This is a genomic window from Duganella alba (assembly GCF_009674495.1).
Lineage (GTDB): Bacteria > Pseudomonadota > Gammaproteobacteria > Burkholderiales > Burkholderiaceae_D > Rugamonas > Rugamonas alba.
Genome location: NZ_WKJN01000021.1, coordinates 88702 through 109787, shown reverse-complemented (window position 1 = coordinate 109787; position 21086 = coordinate 88702). Strand labels below are relative to the sequence as shown.

Annotated in this window: 16 protein-coding genes; 6 read left to right on the top strand and 10 right to left on the bottom strand. The window is 64.6% G+C overall.

Annotated features, from left to right (window positions below; translation table 11 throughout):
- From GJ695_RS19885 to GJ695_RS19870, 4 genes are all read left to right on the top strand, one after another.
- The coding region (locus GJ695_RS19885) for an SDR family oxidoreductase (RefSeq protein WP_154367744.1) at positions 1–676 on the top strand (676 nt) is incomplete at its 5' end.
- 25 nt (positions 677–701) lie between these two features.
- Positions 702–1100, top strand: coding sequence for a dihydroneopterin aldolase (locus GJ695_RS19880; RefSeq protein ID WP_154359704.1), 399 nt, complete (start codon positions 702–704; stop codon positions 1098–1100).
- The gene (gene ttcA, locus GJ695_RS19875; protein ID WP_154367741.1) at positions 1097–2020 is read left to right on the top strand and encodes a tRNA 2-thiocytidine(32) synthetase TtcA; all 924 of its coding nucleotides are present in this window, start codon (positions 1097–1099) and stop codon (positions 2018–2020) included. Before GJ695_RS19880 ends, ttcA begins: the two co-directional genes overlap by 4 nt.
- 59 nt (positions 2021–2079) lie before the next feature.
- Complete coding sequence (locus GJ695_RS19870) at positions 2080–2415, top strand: hypothetical protein (protein ID WP_154367739.1); 336 nt, start codon at positions 2080–2082, stop codon at positions 2413–2415.
- A gap of 31 nt (positions 2416–2446) precedes the next feature.
- Here GJ695_RS19870 and GJ695_RS19865 read toward each other — a convergent pair whose 3' ends face one another.
- The 3 genes from GJ695_RS19865 to GJ695_RS19850 all read right to left on the bottom strand — a co-directional run bounded on the left by GJ695_RS19865 (position 2447) and on the right by GJ695_RS19850 (position 6765).
- Positions 2447–4216: a M14 family metallopeptidase gene (locus tag GJ695_RS19865; protein WP_154367737.1), complete on the bottom strand. Its 1770-nt coding sequence runs from the start codon at positions 4214–4216 to the stop codon at positions 2447–2449.
- A gap of 61 nt (positions 4217–4277) precedes the next feature.
- Positions 4278–5828 (bottom strand): S41 family peptidase, encoded by a 1551-nt coding sequence (locus tag GJ695_RS19860; protein ID WP_208023352.1) that lies wholly within the window; start codon positions 5826–5828, stop codon positions 4278–4280.
- A 25-nt stretch (positions 5829–5853) separates the two neighbouring features.
- Positions 5854–6765 carry a LysR family transcriptional regulator gene (locus tag GJ695_RS19850; protein WP_154367730.1) on the bottom strand — a complete coding sequence of 304 codons (912 nt, stop codon included), beginning with the start codon at positions 6763–6765 and terminating at the stop codon, positions 5854–5856.
- A gap of 102 nt (positions 6766–6867) precedes the next feature.
- Here GJ695_RS19850 and GJ695_RS19845 point away from each other — a divergent pair, with 102 nt between their 5' ends.
- Positions 6868–8076 carry an MFS transporter gene (locus GJ695_RS19845; protein ID WP_154367728.1) on the top strand — a complete coding sequence of 403 codons (1209 nt, stop codon included), beginning with the start codon at positions 6868–6870 and terminating at the stop codon, positions 8074–8076.
- 69 nt (positions 8077–8145) lie between these two features.
- Here GJ695_RS19845 and GJ695_RS19840 read toward each other — a convergent pair whose 3' ends face one another.
- The 3 genes from GJ695_RS19840 to hppD all read right to left on the bottom strand — a co-directional run bounded on the left by GJ695_RS19840 (position 8146) and on the right by hppD (position 15805).
- Positions 8146–10815, bottom strand: coding sequence for a TonB-dependent receptor plug domain-containing protein (locus GJ695_RS19840; protein ID WP_229260287.1), 2670 nt, complete (start codon positions 10813–10815; stop codon positions 8146–8148).
- A 184-nt stretch (positions 10816–10999) separates the two neighbouring features.
- Positions 11000–14572: an indolepyruvate ferredoxin oxidoreductase family protein gene (locus GJ695_RS19835; protein WP_154367724.1), complete on the bottom strand. Its 3573-nt coding sequence runs from the start codon at positions 14570–14572 to the stop codon at positions 11000–11002.
- A 114-nt stretch (positions 14573–14686) separates the two neighbouring features.
- Positions 14687–15805 (bottom strand): 4-hydroxyphenylpyruvate dioxygenase, encoded by a 1119-nt coding sequence (gene hppD, locus GJ695_RS19830; RefSeq protein WP_154367722.1) that lies wholly within the window; start codon positions 15803–15805, stop codon positions 14687–14689.
- A 126-nt stretch (positions 15806–15931) separates the two neighbouring features.
- Between hppD and GJ695_RS19825 the strand changes: the two genes are divergently transcribed.
- Positions 15932–16453, top strand: coding sequence for an Lrp/AsnC family transcriptional regulator (locus GJ695_RS19825; protein ID WP_154359693.1), 522 nt, complete (start codon positions 15932–15934; stop codon positions 16451–16453).
- Here GJ695_RS19825 and GJ695_RS19820 read toward each other — a convergent pair whose 3' ends face one another.
- The 4 genes from GJ695_RS19820 to GJ695_RS19805 are packed head-to-tail and all read right to left on the bottom strand — an operon-like array spanning position 16454 to position 21080.
- Complete coding sequence (locus GJ695_RS19820; RefSeq protein WP_229260288.1) at positions 16454–17206, bottom strand: transporter; 753 nt, start codon at positions 17204–17206, stop codon at positions 16454–16456.
- A 21-nt stretch (positions 17207–17227) separates the two neighbouring features.
- The gene (gene dsbD / locus GJ695_RS19815) at positions 17228–19057 is read right to left on the bottom strand and encodes a protein-disulfide reductase DsbD (protein WP_166455008.1); all 1830 of its coding nucleotides are present in this window, start codon (positions 19055–19057) and stop codon (positions 17228–17230) included.
- Positions 19054–19953 carry an FAD:protein FMN transferase gene (locus GJ695_RS19810; protein WP_154367721.1) on the bottom strand — a complete coding sequence of 300 codons (900 nt, stop codon included), beginning with the start codon at positions 19951–19953 and terminating at the stop codon, positions 19054–19056. Before GJ695_RS19810 ends, dsbD begins: the two co-directional genes overlap by 4 nt.
- Positions 19947–21080: a DUF3570 domain-containing protein gene (locus GJ695_RS19805; protein WP_154367719.1), complete on the bottom strand. Its 1134-nt coding sequence runs from the start codon at positions 21078–21080 to the stop codon at positions 19947–19949. The genes GJ695_RS19810 and GJ695_RS19805 overlap by 7 nt, the downstream gene beginning before the upstream one ends.
- Between the last annotated feature and the right edge of the window lie 6 nt (positions 21081–21086).

Genomic DNA, 21086 nt, shown 5'->3' with positions numbered 1-21086 from the left:
GGACGTGGCGGTGCATTACCGCGCCTCCGAGGCCGAGGCGCGCGCCGTCGCCGCCGAGATCACGGCGTTGGGCCGGCGCGCCGTCACGCTGCAATGCGAGCTGGCCGACGAAGCGGCCGTGCGCGCATTGTTGCCGCGCGCCGTCGCCGCGCTGGGCGCCGTGCACTGCGTGGTCAACAATGCCTCGCTGTTCGACTACGACAGCGCGGCCGACTTCAGCTCCGATAAACTCGACGCCCACATGCGCGCCAACGTCGCCGCGCCCATCCTGCTGGCGCAGGCGCTGCACGCCGCCACGCCGGCCGGCGCCCAGGCCTGCGTCATCAATCTGCTGGACCAGAAGCTGTACAATCTCAATCCTGATTTTTTGTCGTACACCCTGTCCAAGGCTGCGCTGCACACCGCCACCACCATGCTGGCGCAGCAGCTGGCGCCGACACTGCGGGTGGTCGGCATCGCGCCGGGCATCACCATGGTGTCCGGCGACCAGACCGAAGCCGGTTTCGCCAACGCGCACCAGCAAACGCCGCTGGGCCGTTCCAGCACACCAGAAGACATCGCCGACAGCGTGGTCTACGCCGCGTCGGCGCGCGCCCTGACCGGCACCACGCTGCTGGTCGACGGCGGCCAGCATCTGCTGCCGCTGCCGCGCGACGTGATGTTTTTGACGAAATAATTTAATCCGAAAGAAGGTTCCTCCCATGCTGTCCGCCCTGATCCACCCGCAACTGAACGACTGCCGCCGCCTGTTCCTGCGCAACTACGAAGTCATGATCAACATCGGCGTCTACGAGTTCGAGAAAAAAGGCGAGCAGCGTCTGCTGATCAACGTCGACCTGTATATCCCGCTGGCGCTGTCGTCGCCGGCGCACGACCAGCTGGAGGAAGTGGTGGACTACGACTTCATGCGCGACACCATCGCCAGGCGCATGGCGCGCGGCCACGTGCAGCTGCAGGAAACGCTGTGCGACGACATCGTCCGCGCGATGCTGGAACACCCGAGCGTGCGCGCCGCGCGCGTCTCGACCATGAAGCCGGACGTGTATCCCGACTGCGAAGGCGTCGGCGTGGAAGTATTCAAAATCAAGGAAGCAGCATGAACGCAGTCATCGACAACGCCGGCGTGAGCGTCAAATCCGCCGAAAAAATCGCCCACGAGAACAACAAGCTGCACAAGCGGCTGTGCCGCCTGGTCGGCCAGGCCATCGGCGACTTCAACATGATCGAGGACGGCGACAAGGTGATGGTCTGCCTGTCCGGCGGCAAGGACTCGTATGCGTTGCTGGACATCCTGATGACCTTGCGCGAGCGTGCGCCGATCAACTTCGAGCTCGTCGCCGTCAACCTGGACCAGAAGCAGCCGAACTTCCCGGCCGACATCCTGCCGGCCTACCTGGACAAGCTGGGCGTGCCGTACCACATCGAAAACCAGGACACCTACAGCATCGTCAAGCGCCTGATCCCGGAAGGCAAGACCACCTGCTCGCTGTGCTCGCGCCTGCGCCGCGGCATCCTGTACCGCGTGGCCGATGAACTGGGCTGCAACAAGATCGCGCTGGGCCACCACCGCGACGACATCCTCGAGACCTTCTTCCTGAACATGTTCTTCGGCGGGAAAATCAAGGGCATGCCGGCCAAGCTGGTGTCGGACGACGGCAAGCACATGGTGATCCGCCCGCTGGCCTACGTGAAGGAAGAAGACACCGAGCGCTACGCCGAAGTCAAAGGCTTCCCGATCATCCCGTGCGACCTGTGCGGCTCGCAGGAAAACCTGCAGCGCAAGCAGATCAAGGCCATGATGCGCGACTGGGAAAAGAAATTCCCGGGCCGCGTGGAAAACATCTTCTCGTCGCTGTCGACCGTGGTGCCGTCGCACCTGATGGACCGCGACCTGTTCGGCTTCAAGGACATCAAGGCCGACGGCGTCGCCAACCCGCTGGGCGACATCGCCTTCGACGAAGAGCCCTGCTCCACGCCGGCCACGGTGCCCGGCGTCATCTCGCTGCAACGCGAAGATTAGCCACTTCCATCGTCCCCCTGCTATAAGATCGGCAACCACCTCACAACAAGGGAGAAAACATGAGTTTGAAGATCGAGACCAAGGCACTGAGCGAGGCGATGCTGGCGAATCTTTCGCCGAAGAAGAACGGCGGCGGCGGCGATTTCGGCGCGTTGCTCAAGCACGCCGAAGTCAGGCAGTCGGATGCGGCGGCGGAACTGGAGAAGTACGTCAAGATGTCGCCGGCCGAACGCATGACGCAGGCGATGATGAAAAAGCTCGGCATCACCAAAGAGGCGTTCGACGCCATGACGCCGGAACAGCAGGCCATGGTCACCGCCAAGATCGCTGACATGATCAAGCAGCAGCTGCAGCAGCAAACCGCGGAAAGCCAGGGCGGCACGCCGACCCTGTAAAAAATGGGCCTCGCAATGAGGCCCATTTTTCTTAGTACTTCTGCGCCGTGCGCAGCACCGGATACAGGTTGTAGCGCTCATCCCACGAGGCATGGCGCTTGGCGAAGAATTCCAGCCGCTTGGCAGGGCTCTTGTTGAACTCCGCATCGGTGTCGAGCTTCTTCTGGAACGCCTCGCGCAGCGCCGGATCGGCCTCCAGCTGATCGCGCGCCACCTCCTCCGCCACATACTCCTCCATGTACTCCTTGCGCTCGAAGAAGTTGTTGAACTCGCCCCAGGCCAGCAGGCCGTCGGCGCCGCGCGGTTCCAGCATGGTCATCACCAGCCGCGCCTTCGGCTGCGCGATCGGCACGAACAGCGCGCCCTTGCTCACCGGACGGCGCTCGCGCGCCCAGTCGCCTTCCACCGCCAGCGACTGGTGGCCTTCGAACGACGCCTTGCCGAAGGTGGTCTTGGTGGCGCGGAAGGTCTCCACCTCGGCCGACATCTGGTCGTCCTTGAGCACCTTGAACTCGATGCCGTGCTGTTTCAGCTTGGCGGCCACCCACGCGGCCTGCGACAGCGGCACGATGTAGCCGCCCAGCGGCGCCGTCACCTTCAGGTCGGGCACCACTTCGTCGCGCAGCGGCACGGTCCACATCTGCGGCTTGCTCTCGTCGTAGCGCGTCCACAGGCCGCCCGACACTTCCGAATGCTCGCGCGTGTATTCGTAGCCGGGGAACTGGATCATCTTGCTGTTGAAGGTGGTGCGGTAGCTGAGCGGGAACTCGCCGCCGCCCAGCGTCAGCGCGCGCGCATCGGCCTCCTTGACCAGCTTCTGCCACTCCTGGCCATGCTGCGCCACCTGCGCCAGCAGCGAGACGATGGTGTTGTGGGTGATGCGCACGCGGGTCGGATAGTCCTTCCACGAGTGGGTTTCCACCAGCATGGCGAAGCGGTTACGCATCGGGAAGTAACCGGTCGAGAAGCGCGGCGTCGACATGCTGTCGACAAAGCCGGACATCGGATCGTCTTCCTTGTCGAACGAAATGTAGTACGGCTTCGGATCGGAACCCTGGGCCTTCAGGTCCGCCATCACATTGTTCTGCAGCGCGGCGCCGGCCACTTTCAGCGCCTCGTCGCCGCCGTGCACCGGCTCGACCTGGATCGACACGTCGGGCTGGAACTTGGCGCCGTCGGTCACGTGCAGGTCGACGTAGGCCAGCGGGTCCCAGGCGTTCACCAGCGCCAGCATGGCCTGCATTTCCGGCGCGTCGGCCTTCACGTAGTCGCGGTTCAGGTTGTAGTTCTGCGCCGTGACGCGCCAGCCCATTTCCACCGGACCGCGCTGGTTGGGACGGTTGTTCTTGCCGAAGCGTTCATGGCCGTCGACGTTGAACACCGGGACGAACAGCAGCACCTGCTTGTCCAGCGCGCCGGGCGCCGCCTTGTTTTCCAGCGCTTCGCGCAGCGCCAGGAAGCCGGCGTCCTTGCCGTCGATCTCGCCGGCGTGGATGCCGCCCTGGATCAGCATGACCGGCACGCCCTTCTTCTTCGCCTGCTCGGCGCTCAGCGCGCCGGTGCGGGTGACGGCCAGCGCCAGCATCGGCCGGCCTTCCGGCGTGCGGCCGAATTCAAAGCAGCGCACCTGCTTCGGATACGCCTTCTGGAACTGCGCGCACAGCGCGATCACTTCGTCATAGCGGCCGGTGCTCTGGAAGCCGGAGCGTTCGGAAACGGTGGTCAGCGGCGCGCTGGCTGGCGCGGCGGCGGCAAGGGTGGAGGTGGCGGCGAAGGCGAGCAGTATGGCGGAACGAATCATGAGAGGCTTCCAGCTAGGGTTGATCGACCAGCGCCTGTAGCGGCGCCGGATGCGATAAAAATTATAGTGCCTGGGGCGAGCGTATCGCAATTTGTTTACCCGGCGGCCGCTCCACCTGCAGCGGACTGCCGGCCGGCGCGCCATGCAGGCTGCGGTTGCCCATCGGCGTGGCCGGGCAAACGCCATGGGCGCGGTAGCTCAACGCCGTCGCCAGCATGCTTTCCGCCGGGTCGCCCATTTCATGCGTCAGGTCGTCGTCCACCTTGCAGGTCGGCGCAAAGCCGTTGGCGTAATCGCCGAAGCCCTTGTTGTTGGTGCCTTCCATCTCGATGGCGAAATAGGTGGTGCCGCAGTTGGGCACCGGCTTGAAGGCATACGGCTTGCCGCAGGTTTCGCCGCCGATCAGCGTCACGTCGATGTCGACGCCGCGCAGGCCGTTGATCACCGATTCGCTGGCCGAGCAGGTGCCGGGCGTGGTCAGTATCGTCACATGTTTCAGGCCCAGGGAAGGCAGCGCCGTGCCGTACTTCATCAGCTCCTGCGACAGGCCGGCGGCGGTGGCGGCAAACAGCTGCGGATTCGGCAACGGCCGCTTGTCGTTGCGGTGCAGCTGTTCGAACACCTTGCCCTTGGTGGCGTCCGGGCCGGCGATCATGTACGCCAGTTCGGCGGCCAGCACCACATAGCCGCCGCCGTTGTAGCGCATGTCCAGCACCAGGTCCGACACGCCGGCGCTCTTGAAACGGCTGAAGGCGGCGGCCAGCTGGCTCTCCGCCACCGCATTGTGGTCGTGGAATTGCAGATAGCCGACGACGCCGCTGTTCGAGGCCAGCAACTGGTAGTTCTGCACCGGCGTCATCGCCAGGTTGGCGGCGGTCAGCGTCACCGGCAGCGGGACGCCGCCGCGCGTCAGCACAAACTGGTGGCTGTCGCCGGCCTTCGCCGGCGCCAGGCCGGCGTTGATCGCGGCCACGCCCTGCGCAGTCCTGTCCTGCATGTCGACGCCGTTCACCGACAGCAGCGTGTCGCCGCGACGCAGGCCGGCCAGGTCGGCCGGCGATCCCGGCTCCACCATCGCCACCATCCACACGCGCGGCAGCACGCCGCTGGCGGTGTGCGACCAGGTCAGGCCATAGCCCAGCTCCACGCCGGAGTTGCTGATGGCTTCCCACACCTCGGTGGGATAGGTGAAGTGGAACTGGTCCTTGGGACGGCCGCTGGAGGTGATGGCGGAGGTCTTGAACATGGCGAAGTAGTCGACCGGCGTCTTGTAGTCCGCCATATTCAGCTTGGGCAGCTCGGCGTACCAGAGATACACCAGGTCGAAATAGGAGTTGATCCAGCGCAGTTCATCGTTCAGCGTACCCTGGACCTGCGTCCCGGTCGGATGCTCGCAGTGGTTGGACAGCGCCTCCCAGTCCGGCGACACCGGCGGCGTCACCACCGGCGGTGTGACGACCGGCGGCGTCACGACGGGCGGCGTGACCACCGGCGGTTCAACCGGCGGCGTCACCACGGGGGGCGTCACCGGCGGCGTGACAGGGACACTCGCGCTGTCGGACGAACCGCCGCCGCAGGCGCTCAATACCGCCGCCGCAGCGGCGCAAGACAAAACAGTTAGAAATCTCATCCGCACATTATGACTGCAAATCGGCGTCCTGGCGCACCAGCGCCGCCACCCATTCGGCAAACACGCGCAGGCGCGGCGACGACATGCGGCCCTGCGGATACAGCAGCGACACCGGCATCGGCGTCGGCGGCGTGGCCGCCAGCACCTCGACCAGCGCGCCGCTGGTGAGATGCTCGCGCACCTGGTAGCGCGCCACCTGCGCCAGTCCCATGCCCTGCAACACGCAGCTGACGCTGGCCTCGGCATCGTTGACCGCGATGGCGCTGCGCACCTCGGTGGTCACCACGCTGCCGTCGACCACGAAGTCCCAGTCGAACGGGCGGCCGGTGCGGCCGGAAAAGTGCGACACGCAGCGGTGATCGCGCAGGTCGGTCCACGCCTGCGGCACGCCATGCCGCTGTAAATAGGCCGGCGCGGCACAGGTGACAAACCCCATGCTGCCGAGCGGCCGGCCGATCATCGCCGAATCCTGCAAGGCGCCGATGCGCAGCGCGCAGTCCGCGCCCTCTTCGATCAGGTCGCGCACGCGGTCGCTGAGGCTGATCACCAGGTCGATGTCCGGATAGCGCTCGCAGAACGTGGCGATGTGCGGCACCACCACATTGCGGCCGAACGTGCCGGGCAGCTCGACCCGCAGCTTGCCGCGCGGCGGACGGGCGCCCTGGCCGCGGTAGGTGCTCTCCGCATCCTCCACCGCCTGCAGGATTTCCAGGCACTTGCGGAAGTAGTCGGCGCCGTCCGGCGTCAGCGACAACCGGCGCGTGGTCCGCTGCAGCAGCTGGGTGCCGAGGAAGGCTTCCAGCTTCTTGATGGTGGCGGTGAGCGCGGCGCGCGGCAGGTCCATCGTCTCGGCCGCCTTGGTGTAGCTGTTGGCCTCGACGATGCGCACAAACGTCTGCATGGCTTTGAGTCTGTCCATTGTTCACATTTTGTGAAAGGTGTGGAGCTATTATGCCCTAATTATCTTTGGTCAGGTTTTGCCTAGAATTGACCTATCGAAATCTCCCACTGGAGTTACATCATGAACAAAGAACAAGATATCAGCCCCGGCATGGTCTCGCTGCTGGCTACCGCCACCGGCCTGATCGTGGCCAGTCTCTATTACGCGCAAACCCTGGTCGGTCCGATCAGCGCCTCGACCGGCCTGTCGCCGGAAGCGGCCGGCCTGATCGTCACCCTGACGCAGATCGGCTACTGTATCGGCCTGCTGTTCATCGTGCCGCTGGGCGACCTGCTGGAAAACCGCCGCCTGATCTTCACCGGCCTGCTGTTCACGTCGGCGATGCTGGTGCTGGCCGCGATCAGCAGCAGCGCCTGGATGTTCCTGACCGCCGCGCTGGGCATCGGCCTCGGTTCGGTGGCGGCGCAGATCATCGTGCCGTTCGCCGCCCACCTGTCGAAGGAATCGACGCGCGGCGTCACGGTCGGTAAAGTGGTCAGCGGCCTGCTGCTGGGCATCATGCTGTCGCGTCCTGCGGCCAGCCTGATCGCCGACGCCACCAGCTGGCACGTGGTGTTCGGCGGCGCTGCCGTCATGGTGCTGATCGTGGCCTTTGTGCTGCGCGCCAAACTGCCGGTGCGTGCGCCGGTCGCCACCATCACCTATCCTAAGCTGCTCGGTTCGTTGTGGCATCTGTTCCTGAACACGCCAGTGCTGCGCCGCCGCGCCGCCTATCACGCCGGCCTGTTCGGTTCGTTCAGCCTGTTCTGGACCGTGGCGCCGCTGATGTTGTCGGGCCCGCAGTTCCACCTGTCGCAGACCGGCATCGCGATCTTTGCGCTGGTCGGCATGGCCGGTGCGATTGCCTCGCCGATCGCCGGCAAGCTGGCGGACAAAGGTCACACGCTGATGGCGACCGCCGCGGCGCTGCTGTTGGGTGTGATTGGGTTTGCGTTGCCGCTGCTGATTCCAGGTTCGCGCAACGTGGCGCTGGCGGTGCTGGTGATCGCATCGATCGTGCTGGATATGGGTGTGGCGGCCAACCTGGTGCTGGGCCAGCGCGCCATCTTCTCGCTGGGTGCGGAAGTGCGCAGCCGCCTGAACGGCGTGTACTTCGCGCTGTTCTTTGCCGGCGGCGCCCTCGGTTCGGCGCTGGGTGGCTGGATGTTCGCCACCCACGGCTGGACCGCCGCGCTGCTGACCGGCGCCGCCTTCAACGGCATCGCCCTGCTGTACTGGGTGACCGAATACATCGGCCACGCCAGCCAGCAGCGTAAAACGGCAGTGTAATTGGAGATTGGCTCAACATGATCGCAGCGAGGCGCCGCAACGAAGCTGCGGTCTTTTTGAGCCGATCTCCTAACCGCCGAAGTGGTAATTCAGCTCTACCCAGCCTTGACGGCCGACCGGGCTGTAATTACCCACCGGGTAGTAAGGCCAGCCCGCGCTGTTGTCCGCCTTGACCTGGTTGAACAGGTTATTCACCGCCACCGACAAGGTGGCGCGTGCATTCAAGCGATACACCACGCTGGCATTCACCAGCGTGGTCGGCGTCAGGAAGGCGTCGCCGGCGGCGTTGGGCACCTTGCCGTAGCGCTGGAAGAACAGGGTGTTCGACCATTTGCCGCTGTTCCAGGTGAGGCTGGCATTGAGCTTGTCGCGCCAGTCGTAGTTGGTCAGGTCGTCCAGATCGTCCTTCAGCGGATCGCCGGCGAACTGGCGCGAATGCTTGTTGAGCGTCTTCGAGTAGTTGACCTTGGTGATGAAGTTGCCATAGTCCCTGGTGCGGAAGGCATACTTGCCGGCGACGTCGATGCCATCCACGCTGGTGGACGCCGCGTTGATCGGATTGACCAGGATCTGCTTGATCTCCCCCGGACGGTTCAGCGCATTGTCCGGGAAGCGGATCACGCGCGCGATGGCGTCGGCGCAGGTCGGCGACGTCAGGTCGCCGGCGATGCGGCAGGCCGCTTCGTCGCGCAGCAGCGTATCGTCGCTGAGGTTGGTGACCAGATCGCTGATCTTGATGTTCCAGTAGTCGACCGAGACATCGAAGTCCGCGCTCGGCGACCACACGATTCCCAGCCCGGTCGACCGGCCCTTCTCCGAACGCAGATCCTTGCTACCGCTCTGCACATAGTCGGCGCCCGGCGAGACGTTGGCGAACTCGCAGTCGGCGATCGCCTGGCCGGCCTTGGCGCAGCGGTAGTAGTCGGTGGTGGACGAGTAATAGCCGGTGCCGCGCGCCTTGTAGATGTAATTCATATCCGGCGCGCGGAAGCTGGTGGCGTAATTGCCGCGCACCAGTAGCTGCTGCACCGGACGCCATTCGATGCCGCCGGCGTAGGTGAACTTGCCGTCGTTGCGGCCGGCGAAGCTGTAGCGGTCATAACGGCCGGCCAGGGTCGCGTCCACCGACTTGATCACCGGGATGCTGGCCTCGCCGCCCAGCGCATAGCGCTTGCGGGTGCCGGCGGTGACGTCGGAACCGGTGGCGACGTTGAAGTAGCCTTCATTGATGCGCGCGTCCGGCACGTTGGAGAAGCCCTGCTTGCCGAATTCGGCCACCGTCGCCACCTTGAGCGGACCGGCCGGCAGGTTGAACAGCTCGCCGTTGGCGGTCAGGCTCACGGTGTTGGTCCACGACTTGTCGTCGCTGTTCGAGGTGCCGGTGATGCTGTCGAATTCCGCCGGCGTCAGGCGCCGGGTCAGGCGCGCCGGATCGGGCGCATAGATCGCCGCGCCATCCCCATTCACGCCCAGCTGCGGGCCCAGGAAGAAGCTGTCGATATTGGCCAGCGCGCGCGGACGATGGTCCTGGCTCTTGTACAGCGACGCCGTGTAGCCCGCTTCGTAATTCCAGGTGGTGCCGGGGATCGCGCCCTTGACGCCGAACGACAGCGAGCTGGCCTGGTCGTCCCAGGTGCGGTTATAGCGCTCCACGCCGCCCATCTCTTCCGGCGCAATGTAGCGGCTCCAAGCCTCGTAGGCATTGGTGTTCTGGTTCCAGAAATAGCTGTCGGTCAGCGAGCGCGACGTCCACGACGGGCCGCGCGTGTTCTGCGTGCTGCGGTTCTGGCCGAACAGCGCTTCCGCGTACAGCGTGGTGCTCGGCGACAGCTCGTAGTTGGCGCTGCCGAAGATATTCTGGCTGCTGTTCTTGGTTTGCGTGGTCCAGTAGGTCGGGCCGACTTTCGGGCTGGCGCAGTAGCTGCCGGTCTTGCTGGCATAGCTGACCGTGCTGCCGCCGAACAGATCGCCGAGCGAGGCGCAGGTGTCGCCCAGGTCGACGTACTTGCCGGTGCTGACGTTCTTGCGCGACAGGACCGAGGTCGGCGCCACGCCGGTTTTGCTGGCCATGAAATCGCGGTCGGCGCTCCACAGCGGATCGCGTTCCGTCAGCTCCACGCTGAACAGGGTATTGAGCTTGTCGAAGGTCTTGCCGCCGGTGACCTGCAGGCGCTTGTCGCCGGCGCCGCCGCGCGACGAGCTGCCGGCTTTCACGTTGACGTCCAGGCCTTCGAACTGCTTTTTCAGGATGATGTTGACCACGCCCGCAATCGCGTCCGAGCCATAGACAGCGGAAGCGCCGCCGCTCAGGATCTCGACGCGGTCCACCACGCTGGATGGAATATTGGCCAGGTTGGTGAAGTTGACCGTGCCGTCATAGGCGATCGGAAAATCGGCCATGCGGCGGCCGTTGAGCAGCACCAGCGTATGGTTCGGTCCCAGGCCGCGCAGGCTGATGGCGTTGGCCGACGGCGTGAAGGTGTTGCCGTAGTCGGCGCCCTGGGTGAAACCGCTGTTCTGCGTCTGGTTGCTCAGCGCATCGAACACATTGCGGTAGCCCTGTTTCTCGATGTCGGCAGCGGTGATGACGGTGACCGCCGACGGTCCTTCGGTGCCGGCGCGCGGAATGCGCGAGCCGGTGATGACGACCGCCGGCGGCGTGTTGGCCACCGCTTCCTGCGCCTGCGCCACGGTATGGCCGGCAACGCCGGCTAGCAGCGCGATAGCGCCAGCCGCCAACGGCTTCAAGTTACATTTTGTTTGCATTGTAAATAATTCAGGACTGAAAAGGTCGACACCTTATCAAACGCAGAACGATTACTGAACGAATGATTTGTTACATGCTTATGCAGTTTTTTAAATAAAGTTGTTTCGTGGATTAAAAAAGGCGCCCTCGGGCGCCTTTGGTGAAACGAAAAAAATTTTAAGCCGCGTGGCTATGGCTGTCCGTCGGCAAAGGCACGGCAGCCGGCGCCGGCTTGCCGAAAGAGGCCAGCAGGCTGGCTTCCTTCTGCTTGGCCGCCAGCAGGTGGCGTTCCTTCACGTGGCCGTAGCCGCGGATGTCTTCCGGAATGCTGGCGATGGCGACTGCCTGGGTCAGGTTGTCAGCCGTCAGCCTTGGCAGCAGGCCGGTCACGGTGTCGCGGTACTCGCCGATCAGCGCGCGCTCCGATTTGCGCTCCGCCGTGTAGCCGAAGACGTCCAGCGCCGTGCCGCGCAGGCCCTTGAACTTGGCCAGCACGCCGAACGCCTTCATCATCCACGGGCCATATTCCTTCTTGATCAGGTGGCCCTGCGCGTCGTGCTTGGCCATCAGCGGCGGCGCCAGATGGAATTTCAGCTTGATGTCGCCTTCGAACATGCCGGCGACCTTCTGCTGGAAGGCGCCGTCGGTGTACAGGCGGGCGACTTCGTATTCATCCTTGTAGGCCATCAGCTTGTAGTAGTAGCGCGCTACCGCTTCGGTCAGGCGGGTGCTCTTGCCCAGCTTGGCCTCTTCCGCGCGGACCTGGTCAACAAACGATTTATACTGTTTCGCATAATTCGCATCCTGATACGCGGTCAGCAGCTCCACGCGCTTGGCAACGATGTCGTCCAGCGTCTGGATGCGTTTGAACTCGATCACCTTGGCCGGCGTGGTCAGCTTGGTCACCGACGCCAGATCGTGCGCGGCGGTGCGGCCCCAGTTGAAGGCGGCCTTGTTGAAGGCCACCGACACGCCGTTCAGCTCAATCGCCTTGATCAGCGACGCTTCGCTCAGCGGCACGAAGCCTTTCTGGAAGGCGTAGCCCAGCATGAACATATTGGTGGCGATGGAGTCGCCCATCAACGCGGTGGCGATCTGGCCGGCGTCGACGAAGTCCACATTGTCGTTGCCGCAGGCGCGGATGATTTCACCGCGCGAGCCGGCGTCCGGGAACTGCCAGTCCGGATTCTTGACGAAAGCGGCGGTCGAGGAACCGGTCGAATTGATCATCGCATGCGTGCGGCCTTCGCCCATGCGCGACAGCGCGTCGCGCGAGGCGGTGACGATCAGATCGCAGCCGATCACCAGATCGGCGCTGCCGGTGCCGACGCGGGTCGAGTGCAGATCGCCTTGCTTGTCCGCCAGGCGCACGTGCGACATCACCGGACCGCCCTTCTGCGCCAGGCCGCTCATGTCCAGCACGATGGCGCCCTTGTTCTCGACGTGGGCGGCCATGGCGAGGATCTGGCCGACCGTCACCACGCCGGTGCCGCCGATGCCGGTGATCAGGATGCCGAACGGCGTCTCGGTCGATGGCAGCGTCGGCATCGGCAGCACGGCCTGCGGGCCTTCACCGACAGCGGCTTTCTTCGGCTTCTTCAGCGCGCCGCCTTCCACCGTCACAAAGCTCGGGCAGAAACCGGTGGTGCAGGAGAAGTCCTTGTTGCACGACGATTGATTGATCTGGCGCTTGCGGCCCAGGTCCGTTTCCAGCGGCTCCACCGACAGGCAGTTGGACTGCACCGAGCAGTCGCCGCAGCCTTCGCACACCGCTTCGTTGATGACGGCGCGCTTGGCTGGATCAGGGTATTCGTTGCGTTTCCGGCGGCGGCGCTTCTCGGACGCACAGGTCTGGTCGTAGATCATGGCCGACACGCCCGGCTTGTCGCGCAGTTCGCGCTGCACGTCCATCAATTCGCTGCGGTGGCGCACGGTGACGCCAGGCGCCCAGTTGTAATCCGATGGATATTTTTCCGGCTCGTCGGTGACGACGATAATCGGCGTCACGCCTTCGGCCGCGATCTGGCGCGAGATCATGCCCGGATCGAGCGGGCCGTCGAACTGCTGGCCGCCGGTCATCGCCACCGCGTCGTTGAACAGGATCTTGTAGGTGATGTTGACCTTGGCCGCCACCGCCGCGCGGATCGCCAGTATCCCCGAGTGGAAGTAGGTGCCGTCGCCAAGGTTGGTGAACACGTGCTTCTCGTTGGTGAACGGCGCCTGCCCGACCCACGTCACGCCTTCCGCGCCCATGTGGGTGAAGGTCGAGGTCTCGCGGTCCATCCACAGCACCATGTAGTGGCAGCCGATGCCGGCCAGCGCGCGCGAACCTTCCGGCACCTTGGTCGAGGAATTGTGCGGACAGCCGGAGCAGAAGTACGGCGTGCGGTCGGTCTGCGGATTGGATTTGGTCGGCAGCGTCTTCAGCGCCAGCTCTTTCGCTTCCAGATACGCCACGCGTTCCTGCACGCGCTTGGCGACCGGATGGCCGTCGCAGTAGTGCGCGATGCGCGAGGCGATGGCGCGCGCGATCTGCGCCGGATTCAGTTCATAGGTGGCCGGCAGCAGCCAGTCGCCGTGGCCGGTCTTGCCCTTGTTGCTCCATTCGCCGGTGTCGTCGAACTTGCCGACCACGCGCGGACGTTCGCCGTCCGGCAGGTTGTACAGCTCTTCCTTCAGCGCGTATTCAAGGATCTGGCGCTTCTCTTCCACCACCAGGATTTCGTCCAGGCCCTTGGCGAATTCGTGCACGCCGTCCGCTTCCAGCGGCCAGGTCATGCCGATCTTGTACAGGCGGATGCCGATGTCGGCGGCGGCCTGCTCGTCGATGCCCAGGTCGGCCAGCGCCTGGCGCGTGTCCAGGTAGGATTTGCCGGCGGTGATGATGCCGATCTTCGGCTTCGGCGAATCCCAGATGATCTTGTTGAGCTTATTCGCGCGGCAGTAGGCCAGCGCGGCGTACCACTTGTAGCTGTTCATGCGGACTTCCATGTCCAGCACGGTGTCCGGCCAGCGGATATTCAAACCGCCTTCAGGCAGCTCGAAGTCGGTCGGCAGCTCGATCTGCACGCGGTCCGGATCGAAGTCCACCACGGCGCCGGATTCGATGATGTCGGTCACGCACTTCATCGACACCCACAGGCCGGTGTAGCGGCTCATGGCCCACGCATGCAGGCCGTAGTCGATGTACTCCTGCACCGAGGATGGATACAGCACCGGAATGCCGCAGGCGTTCAGGATGTGGTCCGACTGGTGCGCGGTGGACGAGGACTTGGCCGCGTGGTCATCGCCGGCCAGTACCAGCACGCCGCCGTGCTTGGCGGAGCCGGCGTTGTTGGCGTGCTTGAACACGTCGCCGCAACGGTCGACGCCGGGGCCTTTGCCGTACCACATGGAGAAGACGCCGTCGTATTTGGCGTCCTTGAAAAGATTGGTCTGCTGCGTGCCCCAGACGGCGGTCGCCGCGAGGTCTTCGTTCATCCCTGGATGGAATTTGACGTGATGTGCGTCGAGGTATTTCTTGGCCTTCACCGCCGTCATGTCGACGCTGGTGACCGGCGAACCGCGGTAGCCGGTGATGTAGCCGGCGGTGTTCAGGCCGGCGTTCAGATCGCGCTCGCGCTGCATCATCGGCAGGCGGATCAGCGCCTGCGTGCCGGTCATGAAGGCACGGCCGCGCTCCAGGGTCCATTTATCGTCCAGCGTGATGTCGGCCGGCTCCAATTGCAAACCCTTTTGAGGTGCATTCATTGTCTTGTCTCCAATATTCTCGAATCTGCGCGGCAGTGCCGGGTAGGCTCTGCCGCGTTCGCGCCGGTGCTCTGTCTATGTGCTTTGCTACCGGCTTTGGTCTTACTCTACACCTTATGCGGTGGCCTTGCTTGGGTCCTGCAGGACACCGCGCTTGATCTGATCCAGCTCAATCGATTCGAACAGCGCGCGGAAGTTGCCTTCGCCAAAGCCCTGGTCGCCCTTGCGCTGGATGATCTCGAAGAAGATCGGGCCGATCACGTTCTGCGTGAAGATTTGCAGCAGCAGTTCGCGCTCGGTGTCGTTGCTCTGGCCGTCGATCAGGATGCGCAGGCGGCGCAGGTCTTCCAGGCGCTCGCCGTGGCTTGGCAGGCGGCGGTTCACCAGTTCGTAATACGTCTCGATGGTGTCCTGGAAGGCGATGCCGGCGTGCTTCATGCCTTCGATCGAGGTATAGATATCGTCGGTGCCCAGCGCGATGTGCTGGATGCCTTCGCCGTGGTACTCGTCCAGGTACTCGGCGATCTGCGATTTGTCGTCGGACGATTCATTGATCGGAATGCGCACCTTGCCGCACGGGGACGTCATGGCCTTCGACTTCAGGCCGGTCAGCTTGCCCTCGATGTCGAAGTAGCGCACTTCGCGGAAGTTGAACATCTTCTCGTAGAAGTCCGCCCATTCCTTCATGCGGCCGCGGTGGACGTTGTTGGTCAGGTGGTCGATATAGGTCAGGCCATGGCCGACCGGATTGGCTTGCGCGCCGGGGATGGCGACGAAGTCCACGTCATAGATGCTGATGTCGCCGATGGCGCCCTTGGCGTCGGCGTTCTTGCCGCGCCAGCGGTCGACCAGGTAGATCAGCGAATCGCCCACGCCCTTGATCGCCGGGATGTTCAGCTCCATCGGGCCGGTCTTGTTGTCGAAGCCCCAGGCGCCCTTTTCCAGCATGGACTTGTAGGCAAACGCCGCATCCTGCACGCGGATGCCGATCGCGCACACGGACGGACCGTGCTGGCGCGCGAAGCGCTGCGCAAACGAATCCTTCTCGGCGTTGATGATGAAGTTGATCTCGCCCTGACGGTACAGGGTGACGTCCTTGTGGCGGTGGCGGGCGATGGCGGTGAAGCCCATGCTCTCAAACAGCGCGCCGAGGGCTTTCGGATCGGGTGCGGCGTACTCGACGAACTCAAAACCGTCGGTGCCCATCGGGTTGTCCCATGGCTGGAATTGCATGCGTGTCTCCTTATTCGAATAGCGCACAGTATAGATCCGCTTTCACGGCATTAAATTGCAAACAGTTCCCACGCCCCGCCAGTTTGAGCAATAATATTGCCTTAATTCCGAATTTATGAGGTATTTATGACCAAAATCGCGCTGGACAAAACCGACCGTAAGATTCTGTCCATATTGCAATCCGATGGCCGCCTGTCGAACCAGGACGTGGCCGAGCTGGTGGCGCTGTCGCCCTCGCCCTGCCTGCGCCGCATCAAGCGCCTGGAAGAAGCCGGCGTGATCCGCCAGTACGTGGCGCTGCTGGACCCGGACAAGATCGGCCTCGGCCTGCTGGCGTATGTGAACGTGCGGCTGGAAAAGCACAGCGACGCGGCGGCGCACAGCAATGCGCGCGCGCTGGGCGCCGTCAACGCGCCGCCGTCGCCGCGCGCCGACTTCGCCGAATCGGTGGCGCAGTGGCCGGAAGTGGTGGCCTGCTACGCGATGACCGGCGAGATGGATTACCTGCTGCGCGTGCACGTGGAGGACATGGACCACTTCTCGCGCTTCATGATGGCGACGCTGCTGCGCCACCCGGCGGTGCTGGACGTGAAGTCGTCGTTCGCGCTTCAGCGCATCAAGGACACCACGGCGCTGCCGCTGGTCTGATCACCAGAGCTTCGCCAGCGGCAGCGTGACGCCGCCGAACAGCGACCAATCCTGCGAGGCGGACGTCATGCCATGCGCCACGCCGAAGTCGAACACCAGCCGCTTGTTCGGACTATAGGCGGCGGCCACCAGCAGCTGCGCGGTGTTCAGCGTGTTCTCGCGGTGGGTGCCGGACAGCTCGCCGGTCGCGCTCCATTTTTCCGCCACCGGCACGGAGAACGACGCCGACCAGCCGCTCTGCGTGCGGCTGGTGCCGGCGTCGTAGGCGCCCAGCCTCGTGGCGTTCAGGTTGGCGTCCATGTGGACGTCGCCGAAGTCGCGGCTGAGAATGCCGTTGATGCTGTAATCGCTCTTGCCGCTGCCGATGGTGTCCTTCGCCGTCGGCGCCTTGGCGCCCAGCTCCAGGCCCAGCGCGGTGGCGTCGTCAATCAGGAAGGCGCGTTTCAACACAAAGGTGGTGTCGCCGATGCCGCGCTGGCGCGGGCTGCCGTCGTCATGCTCCGAGACGTAGCCTTCGCCGCCCACCAGCACGCCCCACTGTTCATTGAACGCCAGCTTGAAGGTGTAGGGCAGGCTGCCACGCCGGCTGTCGCTGGACCTGGTGTTCAGGAAGCCGGTCTCCAATTCCAGCTGCCCCGGCACCGGCAACTGCGCCGGGCTGGAAACCGATGGACGGTAGGGCAGGACAGCGTCGTCCTGGGCGTAGAGAGGCGCCGCGGCGGCGCACAGCATGAGGAATACGAGCGGTTTCATACCGCGTATTCTACCTGCGATTCAGGAATCGATATGCCGCGCCAGATGCTGAACGAACGGCTCTGCGGCCAGGAAGCCGATCACGCGGCTGTCCGGAATTTCCTTGCCGGCCTTGAACAGGATGATGCCCGGTGGGCCGAACAGGCCGAAACGCTTCATCAGCTCCTTGTCGTCGGCGTTGTTGGCGGTGACGTCAACCTGGATCAGCTTCACCTGTTTCAGCTTGCCCGCCACTTCCGGCTTCGAGAAAGTGAAGCGCTCCATCTCCTTGCAGGACACGCACCAGTCGGCGTAGAAGTCCAGCATCACCGGCGTGCTGCTGGCCGCCAGCACCTGATCCAGTTCGGCCGCCGTCTTGATGCGGCTGAAGCGCACATCGCCCCCCTCGCCCGCCGCCGGCTTGTCGGCGCGGGCGATGCTCAGGTGACCCAGTGGCTGCAACACATCGCGGCCGGCGCTCGCGGCGCCGGTCAGTTCGAACAGGCCGGCCAGCAGGAAGGCCAGGCCCAGCGTCTTGCCGACGTAGGCGCGCAGCTCGGCACCCTTTTGCAGCGGCTCGAACACGTGCAGGAAGACAGCGCACAGCAGGGCGAAGATGCCCCACAGCGCCATGTCGACCGTGACCGGGAACACCGGCGACACCATCCAGATGGCCACCGCGATCAGCAACAGGCCGAAGACTTTCTTCACGCCGTTCATCCAGGCGCCGGCGCGCGGCAGCAGGCTGCCGGCCGATACGCCGGTCAGCAGCAGCGGCACGCTCATGCCGGCCGCCATCGAGAACAGCGCCCAGCCGCCGGTCCAGACATTGCGCGTCTGGCTGATGTACAGCAGCGCGCCGGCCAGCGGTCCCGCCACGCACGGGCCGACGATCAGCGCCGACAGGGCGCCCATCACGAACACGCCGGCGAAACGGCCGCCGCTCATGCCGCTGCTGGTTTCACTCAGGCGGCTTTGCAGGCCGCTCGGCAGCTGCAACTGGTAGACGTCGAACATCGACAGCGCCAGACCGACCAGCAGCGCGCCGAAGGTCAGCAGCACCCACGGTTTTTGCAGTGCGCCGGCGAGGCCTTCGCCAGCCAGGCCGGCAGCCACGCCCAGCGAGGTATAGACCAGCGCCATGCCGAGCGAATACGCCAGCGCCAGCGTCAGGCCACGGCTGCGCGACACGGCGCCCTCGCCGACGATGATCGAGGACAGGATAGGCACCATCGGCAGCACGCACGGCGTGAACGACAGCAGCAGGCCGAAGGCCAGGAAGGCCAGGCCGATGCGCCACGCGCTGCCGCTCTGCAGCGTACGCTGGGCCAGCGAACTGTCGTCTTCCGGCGCGGCTGCCGGTGTGGCGGAATTTGCGGACGTCGGCGTTGCCGTTATCGTTGCAGCAGCATTCGGCGTCGCGGCCGGTGTGGTGGCCGGATCGGCCGGCGTCAACTTGCCCGGCACGGCCGGATCAACGCGATAACTCTGCGACGCCGGCGAATAGCACAAGCCCGCATCCGCACATCCCTGATAGCCCACCTGCAGCGTGAACGGCGCAGTGGCCGTCATCGGCAGATCCACCACCAGCTTGTTCTGGTAGGTCTCCATCTCCTTGTTAAAGTTGGTGTCGAACTTGCGCAGACCAGCCGGCAGCGCCGGCGCGCCAACCCCGCCGTTGAAGCTCAGGCGGTCGCGGTACAAGTGGTATTCCGGTGCGATCACCCAGGTCAGGCGCACCGTATGCGCGTCCACCAGCTCGCCCTGCAACTGGAACGCCTGCTCCGGCTCCAGAAAATCGCCCGCCCGCGCCCAGGCGCAGAACAGCATCACCATCGCCAGCAAGGCCTTCAACCATTTTTGCATGCTCATGTCAGATCCCTATACAACATCTGTCCTTCGTCATCGACCGCCAGATAAGCCATGTCGGACGCATTTAAAAAATCCAGCCCGTCGCGCTGCTTGAGCATTGCGATAGTCGAACAACTGCCGGCCGCAATCGCCACCGGCGCCAGCACGCTCACCGAACGCCAGTAGCGCACCGGCATGCCATCGCGCGGATCGAGAATGTGGCAATAACGCTGCCCATCCAGTTCGAAGAACCGCTCGTAGTCGCCGCTGGTGGCCAGCGCGCCTTCGCTGATGGGGATCGTGGCCAGCACGCCCTCCGCTTCGCGCGGGTCTTGAATGCCGATCTGCCACGGTCTGCCATCCATGCGCGGCCCGATGAAACGCATGTCGCCGCCCAGGTTCACATAGCCGTGGCGCACGCCGGCATCCGCCAGCAGCGTCGCCGCGCGGTCGGCCGCATACTCCTTGCCAAAGCCGCCGAAATCGATCTCCATGCCAGCCTTCGGCAGATATACCTCCGCCGCACCAAGCGCCACCTGCCGCCAGCCCACAACCGCCAGCAAAGGCGCCAGCACCGCCGCCGACGGCACGCGCGGCTGGCGAAAATCCCAGGCCCGCCGCAGCACGCCGGAGGTGATGTCGAACAAGCCATCGCTGGCGCCGAACAGCGTGTTGGCATAACTGAACAAGCCTGCCGTCTCATGATCGATCGCCACCGCCCTGCCGCCAGCCGCCGCGTTGATCAGCGAGACGATGCTGTCCGGCCGATAGCGCGAGTACTTATGCTCAATGCGCCGCACCTCCTCCACCGCGCGGCGCATCAGGCGCTGCGCGCTGTCGACGTCCGCCGCCGCCAGCCGTATCTCGCAACGGCTGCCCATGGCGTCGAACGGCAAGCGGTGGATGGCGTCTACCATTGGCGGTTGATGGCGATCTGCAGCGTCTGCGCGCGGAAGGTATCCAGCCCAGGACTGCCGTCATGGAACAGGCGCCAGCTGCCGCGCTGCTGGTAGGCGGAGACTTTGGCGTCCACCGACCACAGCTTGTCGATCTGCTTGCTGGCCTTGAGGCCTAGCGTCACCGCACCAAAGCCCGACAGGCGCTGGTCCGCCGACATATAACCGGTGCCGTTGTAGCCCGGCGGGAACGGCGCCCCCAAACGGCTGTCGTACACCGGGTCGTAGTAGAAACTGGCCGCGCTCTGCGTGTACAGCCGCACTTCCGGCGTCACGCTCCAGCCGTCGGAGAGCGGCTGAACATACTCGCCGGCCAGCGTGTGACCGCGCACGCCAAAGCTGTCGTGGTAGTAGCGATACGACAGCCGGCTGGTGCCGCCGGTAGCCGCGATATGGTGGTTCCAGCGCGCCAGCAGCGTGGTCTCCGAACGGCTGCGCGGACGGTTGTCGAATGACTTGTACGGATCGGAGAAGTAACCGCTGCCGTTGTCGTAGCCCAGCGTCAGCTGCGCCACGTCGTTCACCGTCAGCACCTGCGTCACGCCAAGCAGGAAGTTGGTGCTGCGCTTGCGCTCATTGACCACGATGTGGTTCACCGGATCGATGCGGTCGTCGGAATGACCGATGCCGGCGCTCCACGTGGTGTTGCGGTCCTCGCTTTCATACGTGCCCTGTAGCGACAACGCGCGCGACACATAATCGTGCTCGGTCGAATACGCCGCGCCCACCGTCACGCTGCCGCGTTCCAGGTAGCGGGTCAGCGAGGCATCGCCGGCCTTGCGGTCATCGCTCATGCGCGACGCGCCCGACACCGCCGTGTGATAGCGCGGCGAAGCGCCGGAGACATCATCCTTCACCAGCGAACCGCTGACGCTCCACACGCCCGCCACCGGCGCCATGATGGAAATCGATGGCGCATGCACGTTGATGCGGTCGAAGCCCGACTGGCTGTCGCGGTAATCCAGGTAGCCGACGCTGATGACGCCATTGGTCGGCGGCGCTTCGGCGTGCGCCTGCACGCCCGGCAGCATCAGCGCCGCCGTCAGGATGGATGCTGCGGCGACGCCGCTTTCTTTATTGATCGTCATAACGTC

Excerpts from the sequence above, each read along its gene's own strand:
- GJ695_RS19880 (WP_154359704.1), top strand. The coding sequence starts at position 702 with ATGCTGTCCGCCCTGATCCACCCGCAACTGAACGACTGCCGCCGCCTG.
- ttcA (WP_154367741.1), top strand. The coding sequence starts at position 1,097 with ATGAACGCAGTCATCGACAACGCCGGCGTGAGCGTCAAATCCGCCGAA.
- GJ695_RS19870 (WP_154367739.1), top strand. The coding sequence starts at position 2,080 with ATGAGTTTGAAGATCGAGACCAAGGCACTGAGCGAGGCGATGCTGGCG.
- GJ695_RS19865 (WP_154367737.1), bottom strand. The coding sequence starts at position 4,216 with ATGATTCGTTCCGCCATACTGCTCGCCTTCGCCGCCACCTCCACCCTT.
- GJ695_RS19850 (WP_154367730.1), bottom strand. The coding sequence starts at position 6,765 with ATGGACAGACTCAAAGCCATGCAGACGTTTGTGCGCATCGTCGAGGCC.
- GJ695_RS19845 (WP_154367728.1), top strand. The coding sequence starts at position 6,868 with ATGAACAAAGAACAAGATATCAGCCCCGGCATGGTCTCGCTGCTGGCT.
- GJ695_RS19835 (WP_154367724.1), bottom strand. The coding sequence starts at position 14,572 with ATGAATGCACCTCAAAAGGGTTTGCAATTGGAGCCGGCCGACATCACG.
- hppD (WP_154367722.1), bottom strand. The coding sequence starts at position 15,805 with ATGCAATTCCAGCCATGGGACAACCCGATGGGCACCGACGGTTTTGAG.
- GJ695_RS19825 (WP_154359693.1), top strand. The coding sequence starts at position 15,932 with ATGACCAAAATCGCGCTGGACAAAACCGACCGTAAGATTCTGTCCATA.
- GJ695_RS19820 (WP_229260288.1), bottom strand. The coding sequence starts at position 17,206 with ATGAAACCGCTCGTATTCCTCATGCTGTGCGCCGCCGCGGCGCCTCTC.
- dsbD (WP_166455008.1), bottom strand. The coding sequence starts at position 19,057 with ATGAGCATGCAAAAATGGTTGAAGGCCTTGCTGGCGATGGTGATGCTG.
- GJ695_RS19810 (WP_154367721.1), bottom strand. The coding sequence starts at position 19,953 with ATGGTAGACGCCATCCACCGCTTGCCGTTCGACGCCATGGGCAGCCGT.
- GJ695_RS19805 (WP_154367719.1), bottom strand. The coding sequence starts at position 21,080 with ATGACGATCAATAAAGAAAGCGGCGTCGCCGCAGCATCCATCCTGACG.